Here is a 14,432-nt window from a genome sequence, read left to right as displayed (position 1 = left end):
ATTATGGGCGTTACTGGACTGTGATGGCCCGCGGCTTCGATGCTTCGCGCTTACCGACCGTGATCGACAGGCAGCCGTTGGTGTAGCGCGCCAGCACCTTGTCGGGATCGGCGTTCTGCGGCAGTTCGATCACGCGCCGGAATGCGCCGCTGAAGCGCTCCTGCGCGTAGGTGCGAACGTCATCGCGCGTGTCACCGCTGGCGTCGGGCCGCGCAGGCTTGCGCTCGCCGGCAATCGTCAGCAACCCCTTGTCGATCGAGACGTCGAGTTCACCGGCGCTCAGTCCCGGCGCGAACGCGACAATCTCGATCGAGTCGTCGGTCGCACCGATGTTCACGTACGGGAACGTAGCGCCGGAGCGGCCGGAGCGGATGCTGGACGGGAAGCCGCTGAAGAGGCTCGCCATCTCCCGTTGCAGACGGTCAAACTCGCTGAAGGGGCTGGGTCTGGAATAAAGATCACTCATGGTCGTATCCTCCGTGAATGCAGCATGGAGGCGAACGGGCTTACGCGCTCCAGTTCGCCTGCCATCTGCTGGCAAACAAATCGAAACACGCAGCGCGCCCTGGTACCACCGGCGCGTCTGCCTGAGCGAAATCCAAGATAGGCACCGCGCCGGAAATTTCAAGGGGGAAAATCTGAACTTGAAAACCTTATCCCAGCTCCTATTGTCGAGAGGCACGGAAACGACCACACGGAGGACACCATGGAATTCAGTTCTGACTGGCTTACGCTGGGCAGGCACCGCGTCCGGCTGCGTTCGACCCGAGGCTTTCCGACTGAAACGATGCGAAGCGTGGCGGAAGTCGTAAGGCTTGCTATCGATAACAACATGAGTGCGCGCGCGCGGCTGGTCGAGATCGTCTACCAGGAGGACCAGATCTACGATATCGCCGTGGGCACAACCGTGGTGGAAGACAGCGTCTGTGCGCCTCAACTGGAAGCGGCAATGTCAGTGGTGCTGGGCCTCCCGACGGAACAGGTGAACGTCACCGTGACGACGGTGAGTCAGGAGGAAGTCGACCTGCACTTCGGCGTCTACGAGCGCATGCTCGCCGAGAAACTGGACGTTGTGCCCCCCATCCAGTGACTGCAGGGCTATTGCGCTGCGGCGCAACGGCGGACCTGAGTTGATTCGCCGGGTACAACCGGGATCAGAACCAACACGTCAGATGGGAGCAGCATCATGAAACAGCGCTCACAGGCACTGCTCGCGTTGGCCATTCTGGCTGCCAGCCCGGCGGCGGCGGCTGAGCCACCCTTGAAGACCTTGCCGTCGCAACAGGACATCTGAATCACGGGCACGATCCAGCGGGGCCACGGACAGTCCGCGCCGGGCGACTATACGGCGCTCCGGCTGGACCGTCCGTCAACCTCGCTGTGTAACGACAAGGTCGTCACCGACATTGTGCTCGGTATGGCGGGCGTACCCGAGCCTTTGCTCCTGCTGCCTTATCTGGGCCAGCGGGTTGCGGTCAGGGGACGAGTCATCTGCCCGGGTAGCGACACCCGGTTTACGCCGACGCCGGACTTTGTATTTCCGATCTATTGACGGCAGGTGCGGGACGTCGGGCCGATATCACGTTCACGTCGCGACCGGCGTATTTTTCCTCGAGCCGGCAATCATCTCCAGCACTGCGATTGCCGGCTGACAACCGCCACTCGCTGAGGGAGTTGCCCTGGTCCGGATACGCTCCATCGCGACTGGAGCCGTCGCTGCGGATCTGAAAAGACATGCCGCCCCCGACTCTGCCCAGAGTGGCTGATGTGGCCGGTCATCGTGTCTCGCCGCAATGCCGATCCCAGGTTGTGGCTGCGCTGCATGCCGGCCAGATGCAGCCCCCCCGACCTCAAGCGCCTTCCGGCGACACGCCAGTTGCAAGCGGTGCGGAGGCACACAAGCGTCGAGTTGAAAACGGCGTTCATGAGGCGCCGTTATCCGTCGGTTCACGAGGTATCAGATCCGGATTTCAGGCGCGAGGTGAGCGGCAGGGCCGAAGCTCATCGCAGTGCGACGCTCGCGGCCAGATGGATGGTCTCCTGAGCCGTCGTTCCCCGTGTTACAACGCGATTGCAAGACAGGGCGGGCACCTCGTCGAGGACTGCGTCCGACCACCGCCGGTCAGACCGTCGCGAAATCGACCTCGCACGCGTGGTCAACTATCCAGTTCCTGCACATAGCCGTCCTACCGTGGTGAGAAAAATCTGCATCGGGACCGGCTTCTGAAGACAGGCATTCCAGGCGTTACCCCCAGCGTGAGCCTCATTCACCGGTGGCGGAGCCGATGTGTGCACGAGGATGGGCACCTGGGCCAGGTTTGGCTGCGCTCGCAGACGGCGACAGAGTTCGGCACCACCCATCACGGGCATCATCCAGTCCGTGATAACCAGGTCCGGCAGGCGTTCCCGTATCGCTTCCGGCGCCTGCGCACCATTGGCGGCGCAGCGCACGTCATACCCCTCTGCGCTCAATATCAGATGCCATGCCGCGAGCAGGTCGGGTTCGTCGTCGACAAGCAGAATAGATTTCATGAGACTTTGGCCCGGCGTTATGCGTTTTCGCTTCTGTCTGACGCGTGCACGTGCCAGCAAGGTATGTTCCAGCAACTCGATTGAAGGATAATGATACGCAACGACACGGCCTACCACATCGGGGCGCTCTCTGGCGAGGGGAGGGATTGGGGTCTTCCCCTTGCCGCGTCAAAGTCGGTGGCCAATGCCTTAAACCTATTCCAGGAGATGCCTGACACGTGCTGTGTCGCCAGGTGCCACCTTATGTCGAAACACTTTTCTGCGAACACGCAATCATGACTGACACGCAAGCAGGGCCGCTTCGCAGTTTTGCCGGGTACCTGCGTCGGGAGCGGACCACCCTGATGGAGCATTGGATGAAAGCGGTGTTCGGCGACGCAGGCCTCGTCGAGGCCGACAAGCTGACGTACGCCCAGCTCGCCGATCATCTGCCGGAAATCCTGGACGGAATCTGTACTGCACTCGACGCCCAGGACCTCGAACAGGCAGAGACGGCGATCGAACGCGATGCCCGCACGCATGGAAAGGTCCGCTGGCAACAGGGCTATCGCATCGATGAACTGGTCCACGAGCTGGACCTGTTCCGGCAGGTGCTGGCGGACGCGGCCGAGACGTTCGCGGAATCGAATACCGCTTTCACGAGGCGCCATGAAGGGCGCGCGCGGCGGCTGATCGATGAAGCGCTCGGCGTCGTCACCGTCACATCCATCCTGGAAGCGGTGACGGAGCGCGACCGGAAAATTGATGAATACACCGGCAGTCTGGAGCGGGCGAACCACGAACTGAAACTGAAGCAACGGCTGGTAAGCGATCTTTACGAATCGCGCATGCAGATTACCCGCAGTGTGGTGCACGATCTGCGCAATTTCCTTAATGCATTCTCCATTGCGCTGCAACTGATCTCGCGTGCGCCATCGAAAGCGGAAGCCGGACTGGCGCTGGCCACCCGGCAGGCCGCGGACATGAAGCAACTGGTGGACGACATGGTTGAATATTCGGTGGTGCTCGGCGACAGCACCCCGCTTGCGGTCGAGCCGTTCGACCTGCGGGAACTCTTTAATGAGCTGGTCACGGCCTGCCGACCCGCTATCGAGGCGAAGGGGTTACGCCTGTCGGCCCGCTTCGATGCGGACGTGACCACGGTGCTGTCGAACCGCATCAAGGTGAAGCAGGTCGCGCTGAACCTGCTGTCGAACGCGACAAAGTACACGAAAGCCGGCGAAATCGCGCTGGCGATGGGCGGTCACGGTGAAGGCGGCTGGTATCTGCACGTTTCCGATACTGGTGTAGGCATCGCGCCCGCCGACAGGGACCGCGTATTCGACGAATTTGAACGGGCCGCGGGCGACGATATACCTGGCGTGGGTCTCGGACTGGCGATCGTCAAGGAGCTTTGTCGGGTACTTGACGGCAGGATTCGCTTCGAGACCCGCGAAGGGCTCGGCACAACCTTCGATATCAGCTTCCCCCGCCGGCACGATGCTTCCGAGGATTCGAACCACTGAACATCAGGCAATCTTTCAGCATGCTCGGTGGTTTCGCGGTCGCGCAGCATCCTTGAGAAATCGCCATCAATGATAGCGCCTGGATCTCTGCGACAGCATCCCGCGGCGCGGCTTCCAAAGCGGCGAACAGAGGCGCCGCTTTTGTCCATTCTTCGTCAGATAAAGGCGACGCGTACGTGGCTTCTTTTGAGCTTCACGTCAATCGCAGACAACACCTGTTATCTGACGGGTTTGCCTTGCCACTCCGTCAGCGTCCCCATAGCGTCGCGAGCCATACACAGCATGGGTTTGCCGGACGCGAAATGAAGTTGTCACTTCGCTCTTGAATTGCGACCTCAACGCACGGCCGCCGACGGTGGTCCAGGAATATTGCGGCCGACGTATGCCGACCGCATCGGGCAGTATGCGGCCATCAAGAGTCGTTCGCCCACCCCCCGGCTCAGTCGTTCAGACGTCTGCTCCGCCCTCAGCAAACGGCCATTCGACCGGATAAATCCAACCTGCTTCATCGGCTTGGTATCGCTCTTACTTAGCCACTACGACTGGCCGGAAGCGTTCACTGTGCATCCTCAGTGCTCATCGGCGACAAGCGAGGCACCCAGATCCAACAGTTCGTCTCGTAACTGAGGCGGCAATCGGTGAAGCTCGATCGGTCCCGTGCCTTGACGCACGGCGGCGATAACGTCTGTCAGGGCGATCTTGACGGCAACGCGCTCATCTGCCGTGAGATGGGAGCGGACTGCGGCAATGTTGACGTCGCCTTCTGACGCTTCAAGCGACCAGAACCCAGCCAGGACCTTGTAGCCCAGCCTTTCCGTGGCGACGACGGCCGGCCACAAGCGCTCAGCTGCCTCGCGATAACGCGCGATGCCGCCGGCCTCGGTTTCATAGGATGTCAAGAGTGCGAAGAGAGAGTCCTGAAGGTCGCGCCGCACGCGCAGCGCCGCATCCGTGTTCACGTCACCGGCCCCAGCATGGTCGAGCGCGGTCTGCATTGCTGTCAAGGTCTGGGCCATCCGCTCGCGCAGGGACCCAACGGAACCGCGCGGTCCCAGCAGCGCATAAACGAGCAGCGCCAGGGAGCAGCCGATGCTGGTATCAATCCCGCGTGCCCAGAGCAGCGTGCCCGGGTCCGATATGGGCCGGCCGCCAGAAGCGATAACGAGTGCGCTCGACGTGATGAATACGACCGCCAGGGCGTAATTGCGGGTGATCAGTATCTCGATGAGAAACTGCAGACCCATCATCGTTGCGAGGAGCCAGAGACCCGTGGGATGCGTGGCTATTATTGCGCCAGCGAGAACCAGCCCGACAAATGTGCCGATCGCTCGCTCAAGTCCGCGTTGCATCGTTCGGAACCAGTCGAGCCCCTGATAAAGCATGAGGACCGCGGTTGCAATGGCCCAATACGCGCGTTCCAGGCCAAAGGCTGCATTGACCAGGCCCGTCGCGACGACCGCAATTCCCACGCGTGCCGTGACCATCGACGCGGGCGAACGCACCTTCAGGTTGTCCCGTAGCAATTGCCAGACGGGCGGACGTCCGAGCGGAACGGGCGAGAGGTTCGTGTGCGATACCTGATTTTCACCGGCAGAGGTCGCCTGGACGCCGATCTCGCGGGCGCGCTCGCCCAACGTGGCCACATTGCCCGCGGTCGAATCACCGGCATCGACGCAAGTCGCAAAAATCAGATGCAGTTCCCGATTGAGTGCACGTAAGTATGAGAGGGCGTCATCGGTGCGCGGCGACGCGGGCTGAAACGTGACGAGCGTAGTCCAGGCGTGATGAAGCGCGAGCGCTGCTTCGTGACGCGTGGGATCTTGCATCTGGGTGCCTATCGCCTGCGCGTACTGTGCCACCGCGCGGGCCGCGGCGGCGACTGCCGCCTTTTCCGGGCCTCGCGGCACGAAGAGCGCCCCGCACATGTGCACGACCCACGACACCATGCCGCCGCCCAACACGAGCCAGCCGATACGATCGACGGAGACCGGCATGGCTGTGCCGGCTGCACAGACAAGCGCGAACATGTAGGCGCCCGGCGGTCCGATTCGGAGTGAATGGCAGAGGAAGGTCGCCCCCATTGCGATCACGAGGATGAGGGGCAACGCCGAGGCGGGCCACTGCTGCACCCACACGCCTAGCGAAACGATCACGCTGAACGAGAGAGCGATGCCCGCAAGAATCCGTGCGCGATTCAGGTACGGCCGGTCTGTGGCATACATTGACGTAAATGCGCCGATCGTTGCAGTCAACCCGGCAGATATGTCGCCAGCCGCCCATCCCACCGCAACTGGCAGCCCGACGCTGAGCGCGGCGCGGCAGCCGAAAGGCCATCGCGCCCCCGACTGGCGCAAACTAAAGAGGACGCCCATACCGAATGAGGGCGGGCGGGGCGCGGGTGCATTCGATGTCGAACGAAGCGGGCGATTCATACACGGACACCTATGAGCGTGCATATTGCCAAGTTTGATCCTGGCTCCAAAAATGTATGTCACAGACTGGACGGACATCGTGTGAATATGACATGGGGCGATGGGCGGCAACCTGGCGTTGATAACCCATCGCCCAACATCGTGGAGCAGTTTTCGGCGACCTGCGCGTCGGGCGGAGTGTCGCGCCGATGAAGGCGCACACCAGGAGCAAGACTATCTAATGCATCGCGGCACCCGCTGATCTGATGAGTGGTCCGGTCTCGAACAACGTCCGGCGTTCAGGAGCAGCGCTTCAGTATAGTGCGCGTCGATCAGTTGGACCCAATCGGCAGGCCGCCAGACCGGCCAACAAGGATTGTCGGGCCGGTTGCCAGGGAGCCTGAATCGGTGCACGATCTCGCGTGCAAACCGTGTCCCCTTATTACGGACCGGCAGTGTTGCACGGCATCGGCCGGCGGCGTTGCAGGCACGAGTTGATGCCTGAAGTACTTTCGATGCGCATGACGCAGGTCGCTTCATAACGTCGGCGCATGAGCACCGCCACGGTGAAGAAGTCTGCGGGCGTATCTGCTCACTGCAAAAGTCGGGCGTTCACGCTCCGGCCTGATTGGTTCTGCTCTGATTTTCGTGACATACGTTGAAGGATCTAAGGGCAAATCCTCGCAGCATGCGACCTGGCGTTGCTTGCCACCGCATCGATCGCCATTGGCTGCCGGATATGGAATTGCTAGCGATTGAGACAGGTTAGGTCGGTTGGAACGTGTCGGAGATCCGCCATGAAATCGTTGAAGAGCCGGATTATCGGAACATTGATAGTACTGTTCGCCGTAGTCGGCGTTGCCGATGCCTGCGCGTCTTACTGGCTTACGATGAGGCATATCGACGAACTGCTTGACGTCCATCTGCAGGGCGCGGCGGTCTGGCTTGCCGCCGGCAAGGTCGGCACGATTGGTACGAACGGGCCGCCGCAGCATTCGATCGACGGGTTCGTCGGGCAGATATGGAAACCGGGGCTCTCTATGCCGACCGACAATACTGATCCAGAAGTCGTATTCAACAGGGACGCACCGGGCGGTTATTCGGTCGAGCGTATCAACGGTCATCGCTTTCGGATCTACACGCTCAGGAAAACCGCGGATGATCTGACCTATCAGGTCGGCCAGCCCGTCGCGTTTCGCGAGCAGGCCGCAGGACGCGCGGCGCTCGAAAGTCTGGCGCCAACGCTTTTCCTGATACTGCTCGTATGGATTGCGATTCCGCTAGTCGTCAATGCCGCATTCGCTTCGCTGGAACGCGCGAGTTCGGATGCAGAAGCCGTCGGCATTAGCCGCCTGACGCCGCTCGACATATCGCATGTACCTGAAGAGGTGAAGCCGTTCGCCGATTCGATCAACCGGATGATTGCGCGTTTGCAGGTCGGCATAGAAGGAGAGAAGCGGTTCATCGCCGATGCGGCGCACGAACTGCGCACACCAATCGCGGCTTTGCAACTGCGTATCGATAACCTGGAAAACGCACCTGATGCGACCGCGCGCGGCGAGCGGTTGCGCGAATTGCGCGAAGCGGTCGTCCGCACTGCGACGATGATCCGGCAGCTTCTCGAACTCGCACGTGCCGACGCCCAACGTGATCCCGGCACCGTTGACGAGGTGATCGACCTACGCCAGATGGTGCAGACGCTGGTTGCCGATCTGCTGCCAATCGCGGCCGCGCGCTCGATCGACCTGGGTGTCATGCGCTTCGAAGCCGTGCACTTGCATGCGCACGCAGGAGAACTGCGCATGGCAGTGCGCAACCTGATCGGGAATGCGCTGCGCTACACGCCCGAAGGTGGATGCGTGGACATCGACGTATTCGAGGATGCGACGAATGCGGTCATCCGTATCACTGATACCGGACCCGGAATCCCGGAGGACGCGCTCGACCGCGTGTTCGACCGCTTCTTCCGGTTGAAATCTGAAACGGTCGAAGGCACGGGACTGGGTTTGTCAATTGTAAAGTCAGTTGTCGCAAAACACGGTGGTTCGATTTCGCTGGAGAACCGTCGCGACGGCCCGAGCGGCCTGATCGCGACCCTCCTTTTGCCGTTGCGCGGCGCGGTTGGGTGCTAGCTGGGCTGGCACGCGGCAATTAACCTTTTTACCACCTGTTCTGAGATGGCCCGCATGATCGCGGGATCAACGAACTCTTCAACATATACCGTGTTCGCGATCAGCATTCCGTCGTAAACCGAGATCGAAACGTTGGGGAATGTCTTCGTCCACCCTAACGCATATTCAAAGCCGGTCACGGTCAGCTTCTGCGTCGGCCAGTGGAACTTGACCCCCTGCATGTCAGAGATATTAAGCGCAACGGGCGGCTGCGTTGTGCTGCCATACGACTTCGGATAATTCAGGTAGTCGTGAAAGACAAGGCCGTTGTCTATACCCTCGTGAATTTCCTGGAAAACGTGTTTCGCAATTTCAAACAGCGGCCGGTCAAGATTGGGGATTGGGGTGATGTGTCCTGTGATCGCTGTGAAGACGAGTTCCGTTGGGACATGTGGCTCAAGTCTGCGGCGCATGTCCAGGTTCGATCGCATCAGAATCTGGCGTGGTCCGCCACGCGTCACGTCGCTAATCGAAAGGGCAAACGCGGCGAGAAGCAGCGAATGCACGGAAGAACCGTGCGCATGTGCTGCGGCTTTGATCCGATGCATGTCGTCTGCGTTGATCACAGTGCGCTCCAGACGATGCGTCAAAGGCCGACCATCGCGCGGTGCACGCATCGGGATTTCCGCGAAGGCCCCGGACCAGGAAGGGGGATTGCAGATGCAGCCTGCCTGCAGCGAATTGAGGCATTGACTCACCGCCGCATCCACCGGGTCCGGAAAGGGTTGCGCCTCCAGGGCGGGCACGACCCCTCGCACGACACAATCGCAGAAGTGCGCAAGACATGAATGCAGTTCGACCAGTGAGGTTGCATCCGTAATTGCATGCGCACTGTGCATGAAAACATCGAGCGTGTCGTCTCCGGCGATGACGTAGATACCGTAGACCCTGATCCGCGTATCCAGCTCGGCGTTCAGCAACCTCGCGTAGACATCGTCGGCCGAGTACATGTCGGAAGGCAGCCAGGCTTGAACCGGGGAAAAATCTTCCGCCCGTTCTACGAATTGCCCATTCTCGACGACCGCGCGGAGAATGCCGTAGCGCAATTCCAGATATGCAACGGCTTTATCGAACTGGTCTCTCCTGACGGTTCCAGAGATGCGGCTCCGGCTCACCACGTTCGTGCCGGTTTTGATGTAGGTCAGCTCCGTAGGCGAAGCCTGGCGATAGATGCGTCTCGCGGGGCGTAGTTGGACAGGTGAAGTCTGTTCGCAGTTAAGCGTTTCCATTATTGGCTCCTGAAACAAATGCAGTGAGGAAGGGGCGTCGCCGGTCGGGCAATCGCGATCGCGGGGCCTCTCTGGCCGCATCATCGCGTTCGGGAGCAAATGCGTGGATCTCATCAAGTGGCTGCGCTGGCGCAACCGCGGGCTTTGCCTGTTCACCGGACTCATGCGGTACTGCTGCGCATCGTAGAGGCCAGGAATTAGCCCTGAATTAGTCAGATGTGAGCAGTCGAAGATCGCTCTGGAGCGAAACGTCGGATTGCGTAATCCGCCGCATATGCTGGAGGCCAGGGTTGCCGCTGGCCGCTGTGGTTACAGCAATTGCGCCACGGGCTTAGTTGCGGTGGACAGCGAGGCCGGTTAAAGCCGCGATGCATTTGCGCGACGCCACGACTAAACTCGAGATGGGCCTGGCAGGTGAGAGATCTGCGGAAAATGCGTCTCTGGCCCAATGAGACGAAGTCTGCTCAAGACGAGATCCCATTGTTAGTTAGTAGTTAGGTGTTTCATGAAGACTCCACCAGCCGTGAGGTGCCGACCGGAGGTAAGTCGGGCTCCATAAGCCAGCACTCTTCGACGCTTCGCGATGCCAGCAGACGCCAACGCTTTCAAGGCAAGCGATGGCGTCTGCGAAACATGAAGGGATGCGGAAGATCTGCTCCTCATTCCCGGCTAATTCTCGTCGCGCAAAATCCATCCATCGCAGCCGTCAACAGAGGAGACAATCGTCATGACATTTCAACTTTCAACCACCTTGGCCGACGATTCGCGCATCAAGGTTCCAGCGATCGGGCTCGAGCTTCGCGTGTGCATGGAGCCGTCGACGAGCGGCAATGAACTGACCATGATCGAGACACGCAACGCCCCAGGCTTTGGTCCGCCATTTCACAAGCATGCCGAGACGGAAATATTTTATGTTCTTGAAGGAAGCTACCTGTTCGAGGTCGGGGGAAAACGCTTCGTTGCAAATGTTGGCGATACGATCACCGTGCCCGGCGGTGTTCCACACGGCTTCGTCAACCTGGACGATCGCCCCTCGCGGCAACTGGTTCTGATCGCGCCCGGCCTTGATGCAAAAGCCTTCTTCACCGAGCTAGGCGATGTGATGAAGATGGGCAGTCCCGACGCTACGCTTCAGAAGGCATTCGCTGGGAAATGGGGTGTTGACTTCCTTGGACCACCCCTTCGTCGCCCCTGACGGATCGGCGCGAAGCCGACAGGCTGATCTGGCGGGTGAGAAACGAACCGTGCCGCGCTCCAACAAGATTGCTGCGTCTGCAACTTCTTCTGTGCGGCCGGGAAGTTCACGTTGCTGATGATTGACAAAGCTCAAGGATTCCGCCTCGCTACGTGAGACCATGCGACAAAAATGTATTACCCACTGGGCTTTCATGATGGTTGTCGGATAAGGACGGAGGTTTCAATGCAACTCAAGACAGAAAATGCAGGTGGTGTGACCCTGGAACGACGACTGGTCGAGCTTGCGTGGACGGATCCCGGTTTTGCCGGGATGCTGGAGACCGATCCCCGGCAAGCGTTGAAGGCCTTAGGGGTGGAGGTGTCGCCCGAGGTCAGGATCGACATTCGGCAACAGCGGCGCGACACGCTGTACTTCGTGATCCCGCCACTCGCGGAGCGGCAGGAAGATGCGGACACGGTAATCAATCAGATGGACTTGTGGCAGAGCGGTGAACTGTTCTGCTGGATCATGCCGCAGGCTCTGAAGCTGGAGCTGTTACGCATGCGCCAAAGTTTCCGGGGGAATAATCCATGAACGATGAGCACGATATCTTCACCGCGCACTACTGCAAGCTTCGGCGCGATCCGGCCGCGCGTAGCCGACTGATTGAAGATCCGATCGGTAGCCTGAAGGAGCACTTTGGCTCGATACCCGACGGTAACTACCGGATCGAAGTCGTGCCGCAGGAGCCAGACAGGATCACGATCATGTTGCCGGCGCGGCCAGCCGAAGGCGAAATCGACGACGCGGCGATCGATGCCGTGAGCCGCCGTATCTACGACATCCTCTTTACCGATGGCATCGGGGGTTATCTGATTTCCGATGAGGCGCTCACCTGGGTGTTACGGGACATGCGCTCGGCTTGGGCAGCGTCGGCGCCGGACAAGTAGAAGGCGGTTTGCGGCATAGGGCCACGCCACGTGAAGGCGCCTGTCGCGGCAACCCGCCGCTGGGCATACGCGATGTCGCCAGCCCTGCAGGAAGTCAATTCAATCGTATCTCCACGCAATTTTTCTGCGCGAGGAAAAACAATGACCAGCGTCCGCGATCTGACCTATCGGCTTCTGCGTCGGCATGGCATCACGGCGGTCTTCGGGAACCCCGGATCGAACGAGTTACCTTTCCTTAGTGAGTTCCCGTCGGACTTCCGTTACTACCTCGCGCTTCACGAGGGCGTGGCAGTTGCTATGGCCGACGGCTATGCGCAAGCGACCGGCAGGCCGGCGCTGATCAATCTGCACTCGGCCGCCGGCACCGGCAACGGGATGGGCGCCCTTGCCAACGCGTTCAATTCTCACTCGCCGCTGGTGGTGCTGGCTGGGCAGCAGACCCGGGCGATGAGTGGCATTGAGCCGTTGCTTACCAATCTGGACGCGACGGTCTTGCCGCGACCGTTGGTCAAATGGAGCCAGGAGCCGGCCACTGCCAGGGACGTCCCGCTCGCCATCAACCGCGCGCTGCACATGGCATCGCTGCCGCCTTCGGGCCCTGTCTTTCTATCCGTGCCTTATGACGACTGGGCGGCGGAGGTGGACCCTCGGTCAGAAGGCCTGATCGAGCGTCAGGTGCGCTCCGTTGCATCGCTCGACGCCGCCTCGCTTGATGTGCTCGTCAAACGTTTGAGCGAGGCCGAGAATCCCGTCCTCGTGCTGGGTGCTGACGTGGATGCGTGCAAGGCGAATGGCCTTGCCGTTCAACTCGCGGAGAAGCTCGGGGCGCCCGTCTGGATCGCACCCTCCGTCGGGCGTTGCCCGTTCCCCACCAGCCACCCCTGCTTTCGGGGTCCGCTTGCCGCCGGGATCGCGAGTTTGTCGGCAGCGTTGGCGGGCCACGACCTGATCGTGGTCTTCGGCGCGCCCGTCTTTCGCTATCACCAGTACGAAGAAGGCAACTTTTTGCCTGACAACGCGAAGCTCGTCGCGATCGTCGCGGATCCTCAGGAAGCGGCACGCGCGCCGATCGGCGACGCCTACGTCGGCGATGTCCGCGCGGTCCTGGAAGCCTTGGCTGAGCAAGTCCCGAGAACTGGCCGCCCTCTGCCGACCCCGCTTCCGAGACCGATGCGAGTGGCCGAAGTGTCCGACGGCCACGACATGCTGACGTCGGAGATCGTCTTTGACATCGTTGACGAGATCGCGCCCGCCGACGCCATTTATGTGAATGAGGCGCCTTCGGTGACCTCCTCTCTGTGGGAGCGGCTGCGTCTCGAGCATCAGGGAAGCTATTACTTCGCGAGTGCGGGCGGGCTCGGCTTTGGCATGCCAGCGGCTCTCGGCGTGCAGATCGCTTCACCATCGCGTCGCGTCATCGCGATCATCGGTGACGGCTCGGCGAACTACAGCATTACCGCGCTTTGGACCGCGGCGCAGTATCAAATCCCCGTCGTCTTTCTGATCATGAAGAATCGGAGCTATGGAGCGCTGCGCTGGTTTGCGAAGGTGCTGAAGGTTGATAACGTGCCAGGCCTGGATGTGCCAGGCATCGACTTCGTTGCGCTCGCAAAGGGATACGGCGTGCACGCGGCGCATGCGGATACACGCGATCGGCTCAAACAAGCAATGTTGACCGCGTTGGCGTCGAATGCCCCTATGTTGATCGAGGTTCCCACTATGCTTGAGGCACCGCCCGCGAACGGCTCGACCACATCCACTTGAACGGTTCGCGTCGAAAACAGCGAATTTCCGCGTTGGTGATCCACCGCACAACCGCAGCTATCGAAGGGTACTGGCTGAACGTACCCACGGAGCGGCAATGCATGTCAAGCAAGAGCTGATCGAATGCGCATTCGAACCGATCGGAAGACGGCTAGCCGTGTCGTCAAGGCACCGTTCCGAGCAATCGTGACCAAGGTGCACCGTACCGCTTAACTTGATCAATAACCACCGGGATGCAGATAAAAGCATCTACCGGCAACCGCTGCAACGGCAGTTGTTCACCCGAGAAGCGCCAACGAAATCCTCGGGTGCCAGCGGCGGCATGGGGTCGATTCCGGAGATTCGCCGCGCGCCGGGTCAGTTCGAAGATCGATCAGTGCTCGGGCTATCATCGACATCTCAAGGAGGATGTCATGTGTACGAGCTACGAGTCGAACAATCCGCGAGAACCTTTCGATGTCTTCAGTCTTTTCCCTCGGCCCGATTTCGATTACAGGGGGGAGATTTACAAGGATTACTTCGCGCCGATCTTCCGCCGCGACGGCGATGACTTCATCACGGCGCCGGCATCGTTCGGCATGGTGCCGCGCAAGCGCATCCCGCCCGGGCTGAAGGTGTTTGATACGATGAACGCGCGAGGCGAGTCAGTAGGCGAAAAGCGGAGCTTCAGCGGCGCCTGGAAGAACCTGCAAC

General features: G+C 60.6%; 11 protein-coding genes and 1 pseudogene. 8 read left to right on the top strand and 4 right to left on the bottom strand.

Going from position 1 to position 14,432, the window contains the following annotated elements:
- Window positions 1-10 precede the first annotated feature (10 nt).
- Window positions 11-466: an Hsp20/alpha crystallin family protein gene (locus P0D80_RS43485; RefSeq protein ID WP_408293280.1), complete on the bottom strand. Its 456-nt coding sequence runs from the start codon at window positions 464-466 to the stop codon at window positions 11-13.
- Window positions 467-706: 240 nt separating this feature from the next.
- Between P0D80_RS43485 and P0D80_RS43480 the strand changes: the two genes are divergently transcribed.
- The gene (locus P0D80_RS43480) at window positions 707-1,090 is read left to right on the top strand and encodes a hypothetical protein (protein WP_408293277.1); all 384 of its coding nucleotides are present in this window, start codon (window positions 707-709) and stop codon (window positions 1,088-1,090) included.
- A gap of 1,070 nt (window positions 1,091-2,160) precedes the next feature.
- On the opposite strand, the gene P0D80_RS43475 is transcribed toward P0D80_RS43480, so the two are convergent.
- Window positions 2,161-2,532 (bottom strand): response regulator, encoded by a 372-nt coding sequence (locus P0D80_RS43475; RefSeq protein ID WP_408293273.1) that lies wholly within the window; start codon window positions 2,530-2,532, stop codon window positions 2,161-2,163.
- A gap of 275 nt (window positions 2,533-2,807) precedes the next feature.
- On the opposite strand from P0D80_RS43475, the gene P0D80_RS43470 reads away from it, so the two are divergent.
- On the top strand, window positions 2,808-4,037 hold the full coding sequence (locus P0D80_RS43470) for a sensor histidine kinase (protein ID WP_408293270.1): 1,230 nt from the start codon (window positions 2,808-2,810) through the stop codon (window positions 4,035-4,037).
- Between the two features lie 569 nt (window positions 4,038-4,606).
- Here the strand turns inward: P0D80_RS43470 and P0D80_RS43465 are convergent.
- On the bottom strand, window positions 4,607-6,166 hold the full coding sequence (locus tag P0D80_RS43465) for an FUSC family protein (RefSeq protein WP_408293267.1): 1,560 nt from the start codon (window positions 6,164-6,166) through the stop codon (window positions 4,607-4,609).
- Window positions 6,167-7,245: 1,079 nt separating this feature from the next.
- On the opposite strand from P0D80_RS43465, the gene P0D80_RS43460 reads away from it, so the two are divergent.
- Complete coding sequence (locus P0D80_RS43460; RefSeq protein WP_408293264.1) at window positions 7,246-8,580, top strand: sensor histidine kinase; 1,335 nt, start codon at window positions 7,246-7,248, stop codon at window positions 8,578-8,580.
- Here the strand turns inward: P0D80_RS43460 and P0D80_RS43455 are convergent.
- Window positions 8,577-9,848, bottom strand: a complete 1,272-nt coding sequence (locus P0D80_RS43455; RefSeq protein WP_408293261.1) for a phthiocerol/phthiodiolone dimycocerosyl transferase family protein — start codon at window positions 9,846-9,848, stop codon at window positions 8,577-8,579. The two genes, P0D80_RS43460 and P0D80_RS43455, sit on opposite strands and share 4 nt — an antisense overlap.
- 727 nt (window positions 9,849-10,575) lie before the next feature.
- On the opposite strand from P0D80_RS43455, the gene P0D80_RS43450 reads away from it, so the two are divergent.
- The 5 genes and pseudogenes from P0D80_RS43450 to P0D80_RS43430 form a co-directional block, all read left to right on the top strand.
- Window positions 10,576-11,043: a cupin domain-containing protein gene (locus P0D80_RS43450; RefSeq protein WP_408293258.1), complete on the top strand. Its 468-nt coding sequence runs from the start codon at window positions 10,576-10,578 to the stop codon at window positions 11,041-11,043.
- Between the two features lie 225 nt (window positions 11,044-11,268).
- Window positions 11,269-11,619, top strand: coding sequence for a hypothetical protein (locus P0D80_RS43445; protein WP_408293255.1), 351 nt, complete (start codon window positions 11,269-11,271; stop codon window positions 11,617-11,619).
- Window positions 11,616-11,975, top strand: coding sequence for a hypothetical protein (locus P0D80_RS43440; protein ID WP_408293252.1), 360 nt, complete (start codon window positions 11,616-11,618; stop codon window positions 11,973-11,975). Before P0D80_RS43445 ends, P0D80_RS43440 begins: the two co-directional genes overlap by 4 nt.
- A 141-nt stretch (window positions 11,976-12,116) precedes the next feature.
- Window positions 12,117-13,739, top strand: coding sequence for a benzoylformate decarboxylase (gene mdlC, locus P0D80_RS43435; protein WP_408293248.1), 1,623 nt, complete (start codon window positions 12,117-12,119; stop codon window positions 13,737-13,739).
- A gap of 233 nt (window positions 13,740-13,972) precedes the next feature.
- Window positions 13,973-14,432: pseudogene (locus P0D80_RS43430) on the top strand (hypothetical protein); the annotation flags it as partial.

It is taken from the genome of Paraburkholderia sp. RL17-373-BIF-A (assembly GCF_046030175.1).
GTDB lineage: Bacteria > Pseudomonadota > Gammaproteobacteria > Burkholderiales > Burkholderiaceae > Paraburkholderia.
The sequence above is the reverse complement of the archived record's forward strand: the minus strand, read 5'-3'. Positions and strand labels throughout refer to the sequence as shown.